A 17,417-nucleotide genomic window follows, 5' to 3' on the forward strand; every position below is an offset into this window, starting at 1 on the left:
AGCATGCGAATGGAGCTAGAAGCCATGAAACGCCGGCCTGATCAAGGCCGACGTTTCTGGACAGGATACAATTGTTTGACGTTTGGCGACACCTACAGGCGTGCTTGCTCACCCGTTCCGTAGAGATCGTCGCGGTCGTAGATATCATCGCGGAAATGCACCACACCGTCGGCGTTTGCCCAGGCGGTGATGTAGGTGAGATAAAGCGGAATCTGCGATTTCAGTTTCACGTCTTCACGATCACCTGTGCGGATGACACCATCGACGCGCCCCCGATCCCAGTCAGGAGTTGTCGACTGCAACAGCCAGGTCACCAGCTCTCGCACATTCTGTACGCGCACGCAGCCCGAAGAATGGAACCGGTTGGCTTCGCCAAACAGGGTCTTGGACGGCGTATCGTGCAGATAGACCTGGTGTTTGTTGTGGAAGTTGATGCGCACCGACCCGAGCGAGTTTTCCGAGCCCGGATCCTGGGTGAAGCGATACTGGGTCGCCTCATCCGTGTTCCAGTCGATCTGTTGCCAGTTCAGCTCGTTGTTGCTCCAGTCGAAGATGCGGATATTGTTCTTCGCAAGATACTGCGGATCCTCTTTCATCTTGGGGATCAGGTCCTTGCGGATGATCGACTTCGGCACCGTCCAGTACGGATTGAAGTTCAACTCGTAGATCTTGCTGTTGAGGATCGGCGTCTGGCGGTCGATCTTGCCCACAACGGCCGTGTGGCGCGAACGGACCATGCCGTTTTCAACCGCCTCGATCTCTGCTGCCGGAATGTTGACCATTACGTAGCGGTCGCCCAGGAAACCGGACATGGACCGCATACGGATCATGTTGGTTTCGAGCTGGCGCAGACGTACGTCGGCCGAAATGTTCAGCGCAGTCACGGTGCCGTCGCCCATCACACCGTCCGGAATAAGACCGTGACGAAGTTGAAAACGGCGCAGACTTGCATCAACGTAAGAATCGAAGGTGTCGGAGAGGCCGGCCTGCTGTTCAAGATCGCCGGAAACGATCAAGCGGCGGCGAAGTTCCACGACGCGCGGATCCTTGGCACCAATGCGAAGCGCCTTGCCGCCAGCAGACACCGTTCCCCAGCCACCGGCCTGGACGATGCGCTGATAACGATCGATCGCTGCCGCGATATAGTCGGCCGTCTGCGGCGACAACGTCGGAGCAGAGGATTTCACTTCCGTGATGTGATCCGTCGCGATGTCAAAGTTATCCGCCCATTCAACCTGCTGGTTCTGTGCGAATGTCATCGGGGCCGTCTGTGCCTGCGCACCAGTTGCGATCATGACTGGAGTTACCACGCCCAGCATCATCATGCTCTTGAGCGTTTTTCCAGCAGTCCACTTCCAGTGACACTTTATCCCGAACGGTCCGGATAAAAGGTTCATCGCCGACCCCATGTTGCAGCGCCATTCGGCGCAAATGTTCTTCAAATACGCGAGGTTCAGACCAACAAAACAGGCCACCCCGGCGGTTCCTGCTCCCAGTCCTAACGGAAGGGAGTTAACAAATCGCTTGATTTTTTAACCATCTCGGATTCAGGAGCACTGCACAAAGCCATTCCAATGTGACCACAAGATGTCAACTTTGCCTCAGCAGTTAAAACTGCCTGCACCATAGCTTTGTTTCTCCGCCGTTCGAGAATTCTGGCTGTGCAAATTTGCGTGAGGTCGGCAACTTGAGGCTGAAAAACAGAAAGCACCGCCCAATGGGCGGTGCCTTGTCATCTGAATGTTCCGCGAATGTCTTACAGGCGGTAAAGGATCTGATCGGTCCAGAACCGCTCCAGACGGCGCAGGGACTTGTTCAGTGCCACAAAGTCCTGCGGGCCGATTTCGCCGACCTGTTCCACGGACAGCATGTGACGCTCATAAAGATCGTTTACGATCTTGGCCACTTCCCGTCCCTTTTCCGTCAGGCTGACACGGACAGACCGGCGGTCCATACGCGAACGCTGATGGTGGATGTAACCGGTCTCGACCAGCTTCTTCAGGTTGTAGGAGACATTCGACCCCAGGTAGTAACCGCGTGTCCGCAGTTCACCGGCGGTCAGTTCGCTGTCGCCGATGTTGAACAGCAGCAGTGCCTGCACGCTATTTACGTCGGACCGGCCCATGCGGTCGAATTCGTCCTTGATGACGTCGAGCAGACGCCGATGCAGTCGCTCAACGAGCGTAAGAGCCTCTAGGTAAAGCGGCTTGATCTCAAGCTCTTCCCCTTCACTCTGTGCAACAGCGTCGACTGCCCTACTTGCGGTGATCATGTGATTGCGCCTCTTTTAGTACCTGTCGTTGGACGGATATTTTTCCCGCCTTGTTTCGCAATCTAACCGAGCGATTCTAAAATCCGCTTAAGAGACACGCTGAATCATCCGTTAACTTCCAAGGGGCGTTTTAGACTTCCCTTTAACAAGTTGTTTACGATGTTCCGCGGAGGAACTTCACAATCCCTGAGAAATCCTGGGCTTCGCCACCTGTATTACAGAACAGCGAGTAGAGCGCTGCCGCTTCCGCGCCCAACGGCGTTGCCGCGCCGGCCGAATTTGCTGCTTCCTGAGCAAGTTTCAGATCCTTGAGCATCATCGCGGCTGCAAACCCAGGTTGATAATCTCGGTTCGCCGGAGACGACGGCAGCGGTCCCGGCACCGGGCAGTAGGATGTCAGGGACCAGCACTGACCGGACGCCGTCGAGGAGATATCAAACAACTTCTGCTTGTCCAGACCCAGCTTCTCGGCAAGCACGAATGCCTCCGACACGGCGATCATGGAAATGCCGAGGATCATGTTGTTGCAGATCTTCGCCGCCTGACCGGTTCCGGCGTCGCCTGCATGCACGATGGTCTTGCCCATGATGTCGAGATAGGTTTTCGCCGCTTCGAATGCCTCGGCGGATCCACCGACCATGAAGGTCAGCGTTCCACCCGCGGCGCCGGCAACACCACCGGAGACCGGTGCGTCGACCATTTTCATTCCTCTTGCCTCTGCCGCAGCGCTGACCGCACGGGCGCTGTCGACGTCGATAGTCGAGGAATCGATCATGAGAGTGCCGGGCTTGGCGTTGTCGAGAATGCCGCCCTCGCCTTCATAGATCTGGCGGACATGCTTTCCGGCGGGCAGCATGGTGACGATCACGTCGGCAGCAGCAGCCAGGTCGGCGACACTGCCTGCCTTTTCACCACCCTCCGCTTCGTGTGCCGCCATGGCCGCATCGGACAGATCAAATCCGAGTACCTTGTGCCCTGCCTTGACGAGATTGATCGCCATCGGTCCGCCCATGTTGCCAAGACCGATAAATCCGATAGTGCTCATGATGGTTTCCTCCCAAAGAGATTTCATGTTGATTTTGAATCTGTTGGCTGGCCGTCTTGAACTGCCGTTCCAGGCACTTCAAAAACTGATTCAACCGCCGTCAGCCGGCATTGGCCTTGTTTTCCCTGTCCATCAGGAAGGCCAGTCCGGCATAGATTGCGATTGTCAGCAGGTAGAAGGCGATTTCATATGGCCGCCGGCCGTAGAGATCGGAAAAGACTGTGTGCATGACGATCTGGCAGAAGCAGCGGAATATCCACATCACCGTGCCCCAGGACACGGTCAGCCAGAGGCCGGTCGCGGCCACCAGATCCAGGACGGCAAAAAAGACGATGGCTCCCTGCAGCGCCACGGGCATGTCCCAGAACCACAATCCACGCCATTCGACGATGCCGATAATGCGGGCCCAGTAGATGACGCCGCCGCCGATGAGAATGATCGCAATGCCGCGCAGATACCAGATCAGCAGCGTGCTCCAGGGTGGGCGGGAATCGATCAGGTCCTGAAAGCTGGTAATCATGTGCTGTCCGGGTCAGGTTGAGCTCAGCTGAGCGGCAGATCTCCGTCAGCAGGTACCTCGAAATACGACGCCAGCTCGGCGCTGTCCACTTGGCCAAACTGGGCAGGCGACCATTTTGGCGCTTGATCCTTGTCGACCAGCACAGCACGAATGCCTTCGTAGAACTCCGTCCCCTGCAGAATGCGCGAGACGATGCGATATTCAAGCTTCATGCATTCATTGAAGGAAAGCTTGCGGCCTCGCTTCATTTGCTCGAAAGCAATCAGAACGCTTGTTGGTGATTTTTGCCGGATGGCGGCAGCGGCCTTCCCCGCAAATTCACTCTGCGAAGCATCCAGGCGCGACAGAATGTCTTCCACCGATGCAGCCGAAAAGATCTCGTCGATAACGTCGAGACTTTCGCAGACGGGCCCCTTCTCCGGCGTCATCAGATACGGCGCAAGCACTGCGCCGATATCGTCTGCTGTTTCAAGGTCCTGTTCCAGGTCAGCAAGGTTTTCTTCCGAAACCGCGTGGGTCAGAACGCCGGTAGCCAGAGCATCGCCCTGTTTCAGCCTGCCGGAGCTAAGTGCACAGTAGACGCCGCTGTTCCTGGGCATGCGCGGCAGGAAGAATGTCCCGCCGACATCCGGAAAGAAACCAATTCCGGTTTCAGGCATCGCAAACAACGTCTTTTCCGTGCCGATGCGATAGCTGCCATGAACCGACACCCCGACACCGCCGCCCATGACAATCCCGTTGACGAGAGCGATGTATGGCTTCGGATAGGCCTTGATCTGTGCGTTGAGCATGTACTCGTCACGGAAGAAGGCACTCAGGCCGTCTGTCTGCCCGCTCATTCGGGCATCATAGATGCTGCGAATGTCGCCACCTGCGCAGAACGCCTTGTCGCCAGCACCCGTAACGACGATGTGTGCGATTTCCGGATCTTCCGCCCAGCGCGACAATTGCTCGGCCATTGCCAGGACCATTGCGTGGTTGATCGCGTTCAGTGCCTTCGGCCGGTTCAAGATGACAAACCCGGCCTTGCCGCGCTTCTGGAAAAGAATCTCGTCGCTCACTGGCGCCTCGCAAAAAGAAGAGTCGTTTCAACGGAATGGGACGGAAAACTCGATCAGTCCTTCAGCAGCTGCCGCGCAATGATCAGCCGCATGATCTCGTTGGTGCCTTCCAGGATCTGGTGCACCCGCACATCGCGGAAATAACGCTCGATAGGATAGTCGCGCAGATAGCCGTAGCCGCCATGAAGCTGCAGTGCTTCGTTGACCACCTTGAAGCCGGTGTCGGTAGCAAGCCGCTTGGCCATGGCCGCAAGCTTGGTGGCGTCATGCGATTTCGCATCCACCGCCGAAGCGGCCTTGTGCAAGAGCAGACGGGCTGCTTCCAATTCAGTTGCCATATCCGCCAGGCGGAACTGAAGTGCCTGGAAGTCGGCAATCGGTCGACCAAACTGCTTGCGTTCCTGCACATAGGCCAGGGCGTGATCGAGACAGGCCTGTGCAGCCCCCATCGAGCAGGCGCCGATGTTGAGCCGACCGCCATCGAGCGCCGCCATCGCAATCTTGAAGCCCTGCCCTTCCGATCCGATCAGATTCGACTTCGGCACCCGGCAATCCTGAAAATTGACCTGTGCCGTCGGCTGGCTCTTCCAGCCGAGCTTCACCTCGTTGGCACCGAAGCTGAGACCGGGTGTCCCTTTTTCGACCAGAAGACAGGAAACGCCGGACGGGCCCTCACCACCTGTGCGGACCATTACCGCATACAGATCACTTACGCCGCCGCCGGAGATGAATGCCTTGGAGCCGTTGAGGACATAATGGTCACCATCATCCTTGGCGCTGGTACGCAGGCTCGCTGCATCCGAACCCGAGCCCGGTTCGGTGAGACAGTAGCTGGTGAGCAGGTCCATGGTGCAGAGCCTGGGCAGATACTTCTGGCGTAGGTCCTCCGAGCCATAGGAATCGATGATCCAGGCGACCATGTTGTGAATGGATATATAGGCCGCCGTCGACGTGCAGCCCTTGGACAGTTCCTCGAAGATCAGCGTTGCATCCAGCCGGGTGAGCGCGGAACCGCCGACATCTTCCTTCACGTAGATGCCACCGAACCCAAGCTCGGCTGCCTTGCGCAGGGTGGGAATTGGGAAGTGGCTTTCCTCGTCCCATTCCTTGGCAAATGGCGCCAGTTCATCCCGCGAGAAACTTGCCGCCATGTCCTGAAAGGCGCGCTGATCTTCGTTCAGTGAAAAGTCCACGGGTTATCCTCCCTCAAGCGGTGGCGGCGCACTTCCTCCTCCGGAAAGGTTTGCGCCCTGTCTTCGCGGCAGCACTAAAGCACATTTGACGCGAACGTCAAACAATCTCTTTTTCTTTATTAAATTCAGTTATTTTACAGAATGTTGGATTGCGTCAATCTGCGTGATAGATTGGCGGCTCACTTCGATCAGAATACGCTTTCCAACATCTCCTAGCGAACAGTCAGGGCCGATGCCGTCAAAATCTCCCCTCCCGCCGATAACCTCCGACCATATGGACACACTGCTGGCCGGCACGCGCATGCGCCGCAACCGCCAGAGCGACTGGTCGCGCCGCCTGGTGCGCGAAAACAATCTCACGGTCGATGACCTGATCTGGCCGATTTTCCTGGTGGACGGCGAGAATATCCGTCAGTCCGTTCCGTCCATGCCGGATGTTGTGCGCCTGTCCGTGGATGAAGCCGTCCGCGACGCCGAAAAGGCAGCGAAATTGAACATTCCGGCGCTGGCACTGTTTCCCTACACCGATCCCGGTCTTCGCGATGAAACAGGTTCCGAGGCTCTCAATCCCGAAAACCTGACCTGTCGCGCCTTGCGCGCCATCAAGGCGGAAGGCCTGAACCTGGGACTGATGACGGACGTCGCCCTTGATCCCTACACCAGCCACGGTCATGACGGATTGATGGAAGGCGAGACGATCCTGAACGACGAGACCGTGGATCAGCTCTGCCGGCAGGCCCTGGTGCAGGCGGAAGCCGGATCAGACGTGATCGCCCCGTCCGACATGATGGACGGACGTATCGGCGCTATTCGACAGGCACTCGATTCTCAAGGTCATCGCGGAACCCAGATCATGGCCTATTCGGCGAAATACGCCTCCGCCTTCTATGGTCCGTTCCGCGACGCTGTCGGCTCATCGGGGACCCTGGTTGGCGACAAGCGCACTTACCAGATGGATCCGGCCAATACGGACGAAGCCCTGCGGGAAGCCGAACTGGACATTGCTGAAGGCGCCGACATGGTGATGGTCAAGCCAGGCATGCCCTACCTCGACATTGTCCGGCGGATTAAGGACGAGTTCCAGGTGCCGACCTACGCGTATCAGGTGTCAGGCGAATACGCGATGATCAAGGCTGCGGCCGGAAACGGCTGGCTGGACGGTGACAAGGCGATGCTGGAAAGTCTGCTCGCCTTCAAGCGCGCCGGCGCCGACGGCATTCTGACCTATTTCGCACCGAAGGTGGCCGAAATGCTGGCAGCTGGGAAATGACCTCCGCCGGGGCCACCACCGCTGACAACGTCACATTCGACAAGGTTCAGGAAGCGGCTGCACTTTTGAAGGGCGCCGTAATCGAGACCCCGTGCCTGCCCGCTCCGCGGCTTTCGCAGCTCACAGGGGCGGATGTCTTTGTAAAATACGAAAACATGCAGGTCACCGGCGCCTTCAAGGAACGTGGTGCGCTGGTGAAGCTCTCCAGCCTGACGGCGGATGAAAAGAAGCGCGGCGTGATTGCGGTTTCGGCCGGCAACCATGCCCAGGGCGTTGCCTATCATGCCGGACGGCTTGGCATACCGGCAACCATCGTCATGCCGGTTCTGACGCCATTCGTGAAGATCTCCGCGACCCGCAACCATGGTGCAGAGGTGATCCTGGCGGGAAACACGCTGGCCGAGGCGAAGGAAGAAGCCGACAGACTGGCCGAACAGAACAATCTCGTCTGGGTGCATCCCTATGACGATGCCCATGTCATTCACGGCCAGGGCACCATCGGCATCGAGATGCTGGCACAGCAGCCGGATCTCGATGTGCTCGTCGTGCCGATCGGCGGCGGCGGCCTTATCGCCGGCATCGCCACGGCGGTGAAGGCTCTCAAGCCTTCCGTCGAAGTGATTGGCGTTGAAACGACGCTTTACCCCGGCATGTGGGGCGCCTTCTATGGCAAGGACGTGCGCTGCGAAGGCGCGACCATCGCAGAAGGTATTGCTGTGCGCGACATCGGTGTCCTTACGACCGAAGTCGTCAAAAGGGTCGTCGATGATATCCTGCTTGTTTCGGAAAGCAGCATCGAGCGGGCGATCAACGCCTATCTGACCTTGCAACGGACCATTGCGGAAGGCGCAGGCGCCGCCGGTCTCGCGGCCTTGCTGACCGAACCCGAGCGATTTGCCGGCAAGAGGGTTGGGCTGGTTCTTTGCGGCGGCAATATCGATCCGAGACTGCTCTCCAAGATCGTGGTCCGCGAACTTGCACGCGATGGCAAACTGGTCTCGATCCGGATCGACACGCCTGACCGCCCCGGCGTTCTGGGTGAAATCGCAACCGTTATCGGTGACATGCAGGGCAACGTGGTCGACGTTGAACACCATCGCCTGTTCCTCAATGTTCCCGCAAAAGGCGCAACGCTGGACGTCACCTTCGAGGCCTTTGACCGCCCGCATGGCGAGCATATCGTCGCCGCGCTGCGCGAACGTGCCTTCGTGGTGCGTTACCTGGAAATCGGCGAGCGGATGGACTGAAGGACTGCCACCTCAGTCCTTCATTACACGGCTATTGATGCGGACACTCCACACACCGACCTCATCCTGAGGAGGACAGGAGGACCGTCTCGAAGGATGGGCTCCTTGCTCCGGAGTATGCCGCCCATCCTTCGAGACAGCGCTCCGCGCTTCCTCAGGATGAGGGGTTGGCGTGGATTGCCCGCGGAACGGTTCGGCTTCACCCGGCAAATGATTTGCGAAACCCGCTCCAAATCACCACATGTTGATCATCGAACCCAAGGGAGCCGAACCATGTCAGCTGAAACCACCTCCGATTATGCCCGTCAGGACGTTTTCGATCCTGTGAGCAATCCGGAGCTGTTTTCCGGCGTGCGCAGCCGGCGCATCTTTGCCTTCTTCATCGATCTGATCGTGATCACGCTATTCACCTTCGGTGCCGGCATCGTGGTGTTCTTCCTGGGTGTCTTTACGCTGGGTCTCGGCTTCCTGCTTTACGGCATCCTGCCGACGGCGGTTGCGCTGCTCTATGTCGCCTTCACCCTTGGTGGCCCGCAGGCGTCAACCCTGGGCATGCGTGCGATGGGACTGGAAATGCGCCTCTGGTATGGCGCAAAGCCCTACCCGCTTCTGGCAGCCGTCCATGTCATCCTGTTCTGGTTTTCGGTCTCTTTGCTGACACCGCTTGTTTTGCTGGTGTCACTGTTTTCCGACCGTAAACGCCTGCTGCACGACCTCGTACTGGGAACGGTGGTGATCAACTCGGCCTCCCATCAAGGCTATGTGCGCGGCCAGGCGTAAGGTCAGTTCAAGAGAGCCAGCGACAGGTTCAATACTCCGGCAAAGCAGGTCCAGAGCGCATAGGAAATGAACAGCTGCGCGGACAAACGATCGGTTTGCCAGCTTCCACCGATAAAGTTCAGGATCAGGTAGAGCATCGCCGCGATCACGGCAAAAGCCGTCCACATGAAGTGGAGCGTGAAAAAGAGTGGCGACCAGATCCAGTTGAGAACCATCTGCCCGTACCAGATTTTCATCACGCGGCTATCGGGTGCCCGAAGGAATGTCCGCCAGCCGGCAATCGCTATCAGAATGTAAAGAATGGTCCAGGCAGGCGCGAACACCCAGTTGGGTGGATTGAACGGCGGCTTCTGCAAGGCCTCGTACCAGGCGCCTGGGGTGTTCAAAACGCCGATCGTGATGCCGACACCCAAAACAACTGCCAGAAACAAGACCAGCGAAGGCAGGTCTTTCGGGAACGAAGGCGAAATTGGGTTATCTGATTTCATGACTTCTTCAACGCGGATCGCCAGTCCGGGTTCCCATTAATCGGATCAAATCGCGGTAACGGCACATGAACTTTGACAGTGTCATTGCCTCAAAGGAATATATCAACGGCAATATTATCTTAAGGCTCTTCCATTGCCGGGACCGCCTGCTTTAAAGTGCAGGTTCGTGAAATTGGCCAAGGTGGCTTTGGGCAGGTGAATGGACTCAGTTGATATTGCAATGGCGCTGACCTTCGTGGTGATCGCGTCCACTGTCGTCCTGTACGCCGTCGAGCGGTACGCGATTGAAACAATAGCTCTCGGGTCCGTTTCCGCCTTCATTGTCATCTTTTCGGTATTTCCGGTCGAGAGACCGGACGGTTCGCTTATCACCACCGGCGACTTCCTGTCCGGCTTCTCAAACCCGGCGCTGATAACAGTCATCTGCCTCCTGATCATCGGTCAGGGACTGTTCCAGACCGATGCGCTGGAAGCACCGGCAAAGGCGATCGTCAAGATGACGCGCGGACGGTCGCTGCGGGCTGCGATCCCTGTTCTCCTGACTGTCGCGGCGCTCAGCGCATTCTTGAACAACACCCCTGTTGTGGTGATGTTTCTGCCGATCCTGACTGCTGTTGCCGCCACGGTCGGCCAATCGCCGGCCCGTGTTCTGATGCCCCTGTCTTTCCTCGCGATCCTTGGCGGCATGACGACGTTGATCGGTTCGTCGACCAACCTGCTGGTAGCAAATTTCGCGGCGCAAAGTTCCGATCTCAAACTGACCTTTTTCAGCTTCACGCCAATCGGACTGATCATCGCCGGTGTCGGCTCGATCTATGTGCTGTTCATCATGCCGAAGCTGCTTCCGGTGCGCAAAACCATGGCGGAAGAGTTCCAGAGCTCCTCCGGCAAGCAGTTCATCGCCCAGATCGAAATCACCTATGGTCATCCGCTGGTGGGCGTGGAATCCGTATCCGGCATGTTCCCGCAGTTGAAGGACATGACGGTGAGACTGGTTCAGCGAGGCCAGAAGCCAATCCTTCCCCCGTTTGAAAACGTGGTGCTCTCTCCCGGCGATACGGTGATCGTGGCGGCGACGCGTGCAGCCCTTGCCAATGCTCTGGCTCGCCGGCAGCCGCTGATGGAAGCTGATTCAGATACCAGCAACTCCGGCCGCGAGGCTCAGGCACCTGCCGGCACGATCAGCCTGGCGGAAGTGGTGGTGGCCCCCGCGTCCCGGCTGATGGGACGCACCTTGCCCCAGTCGGGCTTTTACACCGACACCGGCTGTCTGGTGATGGGCATCCAGCGCCGCAGCCGCATGCCGCGCATGGCGATGAACGACATTCGCCTGGAAGCGGGTGACGTGCTTCTGGTGGCCGGCAGCGAAGAGGCGATCGCGCGCCTGCGCGGTAATCGCGACGTGCTGCTGCTGGACTGGTCGATGGCCGAAGTACCGCGCAAACGCTATGCGCCACGGGCGCTTGTCATCTTCGCTCTTGTTGTCGCGCTGGCTGCCAGCGGCCTTGTTCCCATTGTCACCACCGCCGTGGCCGGGACCTTCGCCATGATTGTATCGGGATGTCTCAACATCCGCCAGGCCATGCGCGCCATCGACAGCCGCATCTTCATGCTGGTGGGCGCCTCGCTTGCGGCTGCCGTTGCACTGGAGGGAACCGGCGGTGCGAATGCGATTGCTACCGGACTGGTTCATTTGCTCGCCGGGGCATCACCGACCGTGATGCTGTCGGCCCTGTTCTTCATCGTGATGATCCTGACGAACTTCCTGTCGAACAACGCGGCGGCTGTCCTGTTCACACCGATTGCGATCAATCTGGCAAATCAGATCGGTGCGAGCCCCGAAGCCTTCGTCGTCTGCCTGATTATTGCGGCCAATTCATCGTTTGCGACGCCGATCGGCTATCAGACCAACCTGATCGTGATGGGTCCGGGTCACTACAAGTTCAACGACTTTGTGCGAGCTGGCACACCGCTTGCGCTCATTTTATGGTTGACCTTCTCTCTGGTCGCGCCATGGTATTACGGACTATAGGACCGGGAATAGAGAACAAATCTAAAGGTTTCGCGGGACAAAACGGTGACACGGCACCCCACAGATCATCCGCAGTTCTACCTTACGGCGCCAGCGCCCTGCCCGTATCTTGAGGGAAAACAAGAGCGCAAGGTCTTTACCCATCTTGTCGGCCATGGCGCTCCCGCCCTCAACGAGGTGCTGACGCAGGGCGGTTTCCGGCGCAGTCAAAATATCGCCTACCGCCCGGCCTGCGAACGGTGCCAGGCCTGCATCTCGGTTCGCGTCCGTGTCGACGATTTCAAGTGGAGCAAGTCGTTCAAGCGGGTCTGGAAATCCGGATCGGACATCGTTGGTGCCCGTCTGCCGCCCAGCCCGTCTGCCGAACAATACGATCTCTTCCGCGATTATCTTCAAGCCCGACACGAAAACGGCGGCATGACGGAAATGAGTGTCCTCGACTACGCAATGATGGTCGAAGACACACATGTCGAAACGATTGTCCTGGAGTATCGCCAACGCGGTCCGAACAGCTTCATTACCGGAGCCGGCGAAGGCCCGTTGTTGGGCGTTGCCCTTTCCGACCAGCTCTCGGACGGGCTGTCGATGGTATATTCCTTCTACGACCCCGACTACACCAAGACCCCGCTCGGCACCTACATGATCCTGGATCACATAGAGCGGGCCCGGAAAATGAACCTGCCCTACGTTTATCTTGGCTATTGGGTCAACGGCTCCCAGAAGATGGCCTACAAGGCCCGCTTCAAACCGCAGGAACATCTTGGCCCCAACGGCTGGCTCGTTGTCGACGCTGAGGCCTATCAAACGGAACCGCACTCAGAGGAATGACCGTGTGGAAGGCGGCGCACGCCTGCCCTCTCCTCTAAATTGCGGCAGCTCCCACCCCAACACCTCATCCTGAGGAAGCGCGTCAGCGCTGTCTCGAAGGATGGGCGACACACTCTTGAGCAAGTTCCCATCCTTCGAGACGGACCTGACGGTCCTCCTCAGGATGAGGTTGGAAGGGGGTGCTGCGCTCGAGAAACGGCTGATAATTTTATCGACATCACCGAACTGCGACGAGAGCGTTAAACCTTCGTGTTCCTAAGGAATAAACGAGCGGATCTGCCTGAAGACCGAGTGGAACATTTCCTCGGTGAGGCGGCCTGTGTTGGTGTTGTAGCGAGAGCAGTGATAACTGTCGAAAAGCGTCAGTCCCGTTCCGGGAAGCTCGTGCCGTGCGCCGTGGGCAAAGGCGAAAGATGCCCGACGCTGATCCAGGGCCGACAGAAAAGTCTCATGCGCGATCCGGCCGAGAGCAAGCACAGCCTTGATCGACGGATTGGCATCCAGCGTCGACAAAAGATACGGGCGGCAGGTCTTGATTTCCGCGCCGGTTGGCTTGTTCTGCGGCGGCAGGCAGCGCACCGCGTTGGTGATCATCGAATCCTTCAACTGCAGACCGTCGTCCGGCCGGGCCTTATAGGTCCCTTCGGCAAAACCGAATTCGATCATGGTCTGGTAGAGGAGATCTCCCGCATAGTCCCCTGTAAAGGGGCGGCCCGTGCAGTTCGCCCCTTTCATGCCCGGGGCCAGGCCGATGATCAGAAGACGCGGCGCGTCGGCTCCGAATGACGGAACCGGCGCGTTGTGCCAGTCGGGATAGGCAACTTTCAGCTCTTCACGCAGGGCAACAAGGCGGGGACAGGCCGGACAATCTGATGGGGGATCGACTGGCCCATGGTCTGCGATATAGTCGGACATTGCCCGATCAAGCCTCAGTAGTCGTCGTCCTCGTCGTCTTCATCGACTTGCGCGGGGGTCTGCGGACGGGCAGGACGTTCGGACGGATCACGGCCGATCTTGTTGGCAAGGCTGGCCAGATCGATGAAGTGGTCGGCCTGGCGACGCAGGTCGTCAGCGATCATCGGCGGCTGGGTCTTCAAGGTCGACACAACGCTCACCTTGCGGCCCTTGCGCTGCAGCGCCTCAACCAGGGAGCGGAAATCGCCGTCGCCTGAGAACAGCACCACGTGATCAACGGACTCGACCAGTTCCATGGCATCGACGGCAAGTTCAATGTCCATGTTGCCTTTCACCTTGCGGCGGCCGGCACTGTCGACAAATTCCTTCACCGGTTTGGTGATGACCTTGTAGCCGTTATAGTCAAGCCAATCGATCAGCGGACGGATGGAGGAATACTCCTGATCTTCGATCAGTGCGGTGTAATAGTACGCCCGCAGGAGATACGCCTGTCCCTGGAACTCTTTCAGCAAACGTTTGTAGTCGATGTCAAAACCAATTGCCTTGGCCGTTGAGTACAAGTTCGCTCCATCAATGAACAAAGCAACTTTTTCTCGAGCGTCAAACATCTTATTTGAAACCTTTCCGAGTCATACACGTCGCTCTTGCAATTTGGCGTAGAAGGAACTGGCTTCCCGCGACCAATTCCACGCACACTCTATAAGGCGACGTATATTTTGCTGTAAGTTTACCGCGTATTCCGTGGCGTCACACAGCTTATCGTTTTGTTTTGTCAACGGCCTTCTGATTCTGAAAAGGGCCGTTACTAGTGGCCTACACCATAATATTGGAGTGCCGCAATGCAAAAGCGAGTAGCGTGCGCCAAATCAGGCAAAAAAACCGCGGATTCTTTGCCTATGCGTTCCGGTATCTGACCTCCTCCTCTCAAATTTGACAAGGGGTTGCTTTTTGGAAACGTGAACACTATACGCTGTTTCTTCAAGTTCCTTAAGCCTATGGAGACGTCGAATGGCGCGCGTGACCGTCGAGGACTGCATCGACAAGGTCGAAAACCGGTTTGAGCTGGTGCTGCTTGCTGCGCATCGCGCTCGCATGATCTCGAGCGGCTCGCCGCTGACCATTGACCGTGACAACGACAAGAACCCCGTTGTTGCGCTGCGCGAGATTGCCGAGCAGACCGTCAGCCCGGAAGACATGAAAGAGGACCTGATCCACTCGCTGCAGAAATATGTGGAAGTGGATGAGCCCGAGGCCGAAGCCGTGCCGATGGTTCCGTCCTCGAACCAGCATCAGATGACGCAGGTCAACAACGTTGACGACAGCGCGGTCGAATTCGACCGCATGTCGGAAGAAGACCTTCTGCGCGGCCTCGAAGGCCTCGTTCCGCCGGAGCGGACCGACGACGTCTGATTTGAGTTCACAAGTTCGTCTGAAGCGCGACGGGGTTTCCCCGGCGCTTCGGGCGATTTTTGTCTGTCCCGCTGATGTCTCAGCCGTTTGCCAGGGTCGGTTGCGGCCATGATGCGTCAATACGAACTCGTTGAACGAGTTACGCGCTACAATCCGGACGCCGACGAAGCCTTGCTCAACAAGGCTTACGTCTATGCCATGCAAAAGCATGGTACCCAGACGCGTGCGTCTGGCGACCCCTATTTCTCCCATCCGCTTGAAGTTGCCGCGATCCTCACGGACCTGCGCCTGGACGACGCCACCATTGCCGTTGCCTTGCTGCATGATACGATCGAGGACACCGACGCGACCCGGGCCGAGATCGACTCCCTGTTTGGCGAGGAAATCGGCAAGCTGGTCGAAGGCCTGACAAAGATCAAGCGCCTGGACCTGGTTTCCCAGAAGGCCAAGCAGGCAGAAAACTTCCGCAAGCTTCTGCTTGCGATTGCCGATGACGTCCGCGTGCTTCTGGTCAAGCTGGCTGACCGTCTGCACAACATGCGCACGCTCCACCACATGCCGGAGCACAAGCGTGGGCGGATCGCGGAAGAAACGATGGAAATCTATGCGCCGCTCGCCGGACGCATGGGCATGCACGACATGCGCGAAGAGCTGGAAGACATTGCCTTCCATACGCTCAACCCCGAAGCTTATGAAACCATCACCGACCGTCTGGTCGATCTGCGCGAACGCAACCGCGATCTGATCCTGGACATCGAGACAACGCTGACCGAACGCCTTAGCGAACGGGGAATGGCCGCCCTCGTGAAGGGCCGAGAAAAACGCCCCTATTCCATCTTTCGCAAGATGCAGCGAAAGGCTATCGGCTTCGAGCAGCTGTCCGATATCTACGGGTTCCGCGTCACTGTCGGCACCGTGGAAGCCTGCTACCGCGTGCTGGGTGTCATTCACACGACCTGGCCGACCGTTCCCGGCCGGTTCAAGGACTATATCTCCACGCCCAAGCAGAACGACTACAAGTCGATCCACACCACGATTGTCGGACCGTCCCGCCAGCGTGTGGAACTGCAGATCCGGACCATTTCCATGGATCGGGTGGCCGAATACGGTATCGCCGCACATGCGCTTTACAAGGACGGGGAATTCGGCGGACGCAATATCGCCCGGCATACGGAAGACTGCCGCGCCTTTGAATGGCTGCGCCGCACGACCGAACTGCTGGCTCAGGGCGACACGCCGGAAGAATTCCTGGAAAACACCAAGCTGGAACTTTTCCATGACCAGGTTTTCTGCTTCAGCCCAAAGGGCCGTCTGATCGCCCTGCCCCGAGGCGCGACGCCGATCGATTTCGCCTATGCGGTTCATACCGGTATCGGCAACACATGTGTCGGCTGCAAGATCAACGGCAAGATCATGCCGCTGGTGACCGAGCTGCATAACGGCGACGAGGTCGAAATCATCCGTTCGCCCGCGCAGACCCCGCCACCGGCCTGGGAAGCGATTGCCGTTACCGGCAAGGCCCGCGCCGCGATCCGTCGCGCCACCAGGGAATCCGTGCGCAAGCAATATGGAGCCCTTGGCGAACATATTCTGAAGCGCGCATTCGCCAGAGCCGAAAAAGCCTATTCGGAAGACCTGCTGGAAGCGATCCTCGATCTCCTGCACCAGGCCAGCGTCGCCGACTTGCTGGCTGCCGTCGGACGCGGGGATCTTTCCGCCCAACTGGTTCTGAAATCGGCTCACCCGGACTATCAGGACGAGCGCGTTGCCATTTCCGGCCCGCCACTGGAAGAAGGCTGGTTCGGCCTGAAACAGGGCCACGGACTGAAGTTCCGCATTCCGCCCGGCGAACTGGATGCAGACAAGGCAGCTGCCGGCGAGAGTGGCGAGCCTGAAGAAGGTCCTGCCCTTCCCATTCGTGGTCTGTCCGGCGACATCCCGGTTACTTTTGCTCCCGATGGCGGTGCTGTTCCCGGCGACCGTATCGTCGGCATCTTGACCCCGTCCGAAGGACTGACCATCTATCCAATACAATCGCCGTCCCTGAAGGAATTCGACGACCAGACGGAGCGCTGGGTCGACGTTCGCTGGGACATCGACGTCAACAATCCGGAACGATTCCCAGCACGTCTGGACATTTCGGCTGCAAACGAACCTGGTTCCCTGGCAACCATCGCGCAGGTGATCGGCGAAAACAGCGGCAACATCGACAACGTCAAGATGATGCAGCGAGCCTCGGACTTCCATCAGATGATCATCGATCTTGAAGTCTGGGACCTGAAACACCTGAACAGGATCATAAATCAGCTGCGAACCAAGCCTAATGTTTCCAGCGTCAGCCGTGTGAACGGCTAGA

16 protein-coding genes are annotated in these 17,417 nt (G+C 58.1%); 7 read left to right on the forward strand and 9 right to left on the reverse strand.

The window, feature by feature from the left end:
• Window positions 1–92 precede the first annotated feature (92 nt).
• The 6 genes from FIU93_RS24370 to FIU93_RS24395 form a co-directional block, all read right to left on the reverse strand.
• Window positions 93–1,397: a L,D-transpeptidase family protein gene (locus FIU93_RS24370; RefSeq protein WP_152507023.1), complete on the reverse strand. Its 1,305-nt coding sequence runs from the start codon at window positions 1,395–1,397 to the stop codon at window positions 93–95.
• Window positions 1,398–1,756: 359 nt separating this feature from the next.
• Window positions 1,757–2,272 (reverse strand): winged helix DNA-binding protein, encoded by a 516-nt coding sequence (locus FIU93_RS24375; protein WP_023003802.1) that lies wholly within the window; start codon window positions 2,270–2,272, stop codon window positions 1,757–1,759.
• A gap of 154 nt (window positions 2,273–2,426) precedes the next feature.
• Complete coding sequence (gene mmsB, locus FIU93_RS24380; RefSeq protein ID WP_075281638.1) at window positions 2,427–3,317, reverse strand: 3-hydroxyisobutyrate dehydrogenase; 891 nt, start codon at window positions 3,315–3,317, stop codon at window positions 2,427–2,429.
• A gap of 100 nt (window positions 3,318–3,417) precedes the next feature.
• The gene (locus FIU93_RS24385; protein ID WP_152507024.1) at window positions 3,418–3,837 is read right to left on the reverse strand and encodes a DUF6163 family protein; all 420 of its coding nucleotides are present in this window, start codon (window positions 3,835–3,837) and stop codon (window positions 3,418–3,420) included.
• 23 nt (window positions 3,838–3,860) lie between these two features.
• Complete coding sequence (locus FIU93_RS24390) at window positions 3,861–4,898, reverse strand: enoyl-CoA hydratase/isomerase family protein (RefSeq protein ID WP_152507025.1); 1,038 nt, start codon at window positions 4,896–4,898, stop codon at window positions 3,861–3,863.
• Window positions 4,899–4,951: 53 nt separating this feature from the next.
• Complete coding sequence (locus FIU93_RS24395; protein WP_055653447.1) at window positions 4,952–6,091, reverse strand: isobutyryl-CoA dehydrogenase; 1,140 nt, start codon at window positions 6,089–6,091, stop codon at window positions 4,952–4,954.
• Window positions 6,092–6,365: 274 nt separating this feature from the next.
• On the opposite strand from FIU93_RS24395, the gene hemB reads away from it, so the two are divergent.
• The 3 genes from hemB to FIU93_RS24410 all read left to right on the forward strand — a co-directional run bounded on the left by hemB (window position 6,366) and on the right by FIU93_RS24410 (window position 9,388).
• Complete coding sequence (gene hemB / locus FIU93_RS24400; RefSeq protein ID WP_023003797.1) at window positions 6,366–7,361, forward strand: porphobilinogen synthase; 996 nt, start codon at window positions 6,366–6,368, stop codon at window positions 7,359–7,361.
• Window positions 7,358–8,608 carry a threonine ammonia-lyase gene (locus FIU93_RS24405; protein WP_152507026.1) on the forward strand — a complete coding sequence of 417 codons (1,251 nt, stop codon included), beginning with the start codon at window positions 7,358–7,360 and terminating at the stop codon, window positions 8,606–8,608. The genes hemB and FIU93_RS24405 overlap by 4 nt, the downstream gene beginning before the upstream one ends.
• Window positions 8,609–8,881: 273 nt before the next feature.
• Window positions 8,882–9,388 carry an RDD family protein gene (locus FIU93_RS24410; protein ID WP_077290268.1) on the forward strand — a complete coding sequence of 169 codons (507 nt, stop codon included), beginning with the start codon at window positions 8,882–8,884 and terminating at the stop codon, window positions 9,386–9,388.
• Between the two features lie 2 nt (window positions 9,389–9,390).
• On the opposite strand, the gene FIU93_RS24415 is transcribed toward FIU93_RS24410, so the two are convergent.
• Window positions 9,391–9,876 (reverse strand): TspO/MBR family protein, encoded by a 486-nt coding sequence (locus tag FIU93_RS24415; RefSeq protein ID WP_173017400.1) that lies wholly within the window; start codon window positions 9,874–9,876, stop codon window positions 9,391–9,393.
• Between the two features lie 199 nt (window positions 9,877–10,075).
• On the opposite strand from FIU93_RS24415, the gene FIU93_RS24420 reads away from it, so the two are divergent.
• Both FIU93_RS24420 and FIU93_RS24425 read left to right on the forward strand, forming a co-directional pair.
• Complete coding sequence (locus FIU93_RS24420) at window positions 10,076–11,908, forward strand: SLC13 family permease (RefSeq protein ID WP_023003793.1); 1,833 nt, start codon at window positions 10,076–10,078, stop codon at window positions 11,906–11,908.
• Window positions 11,909–11,953: 45 nt separating this feature from the next.
• The gene (locus tag FIU93_RS24425) at window positions 11,954–12,736 is read left to right on the forward strand and encodes an arginyltransferase (RefSeq protein ID WP_023014479.1); all 783 of its coding nucleotides are present in this window, start codon (window positions 11,954–11,956) and stop codon (window positions 12,734–12,736) included.
• Between the two features lie 255 nt (window positions 12,737–12,991).
• Here the strand turns inward: FIU93_RS24425 and FIU93_RS24430 are convergent, their stop codons facing one another.
• Window positions 12,992–13,651, reverse strand: a complete 660-nt coding sequence (locus FIU93_RS24430; RefSeq protein WP_152507028.1) for a uracil-DNA glycosylase — start codon at window positions 13,649–13,651, stop codon at window positions 12,992–12,994.
• A gap of 14 nt (window positions 13,652–13,665) precedes the next feature.
• Window positions 13,666–14,259 (reverse strand): NYN domain-containing protein, encoded by a 594-nt coding sequence (locus FIU93_RS24435; protein WP_023003790.1) that lies wholly within the window; start codon window positions 14,257–14,259, stop codon window positions 13,666–13,668.
• A gap of 400 nt (window positions 14,260–14,659) precedes the next feature.
• Between FIU93_RS24435 and rpoZ the strand changes: the two genes are divergently transcribed.
• Both rpoZ and FIU93_RS24445 read left to right on the forward strand, forming a co-directional pair.
• Entirely contained in the window at window positions 14,660–15,061 is a 402-nt protein-coding gene (gene rpoZ, locus FIU93_RS24440) for a DNA-directed RNA polymerase subunit omega (protein ID WP_023003789.1), read from the forward strand.
• 108 nt (window positions 15,062–15,169) lie between these two features.
• Window positions 15,170–17,416, forward strand: a complete 2,247-nt coding sequence (locus FIU93_RS24445; RefSeq protein WP_023003788.1) for a bifunctional (p)ppGpp synthetase/guanosine-3',5'-bis(diphosphate) 3'-pyrophosphohydrolase — start codon at window positions 15,170–15,172, stop codon at window positions 17,414–17,416.
• Window position 17,417: the final 1 nt, after the last annotated feature.

The organism is Labrenzia sp. THAF35 (assembly GCF_009363595.1).
GTDB lineage: Bacteria > Pseudomonadota > Alphaproteobacteria > Rhizobiales > Stappiaceae > Roseibium > Roseibium algicola.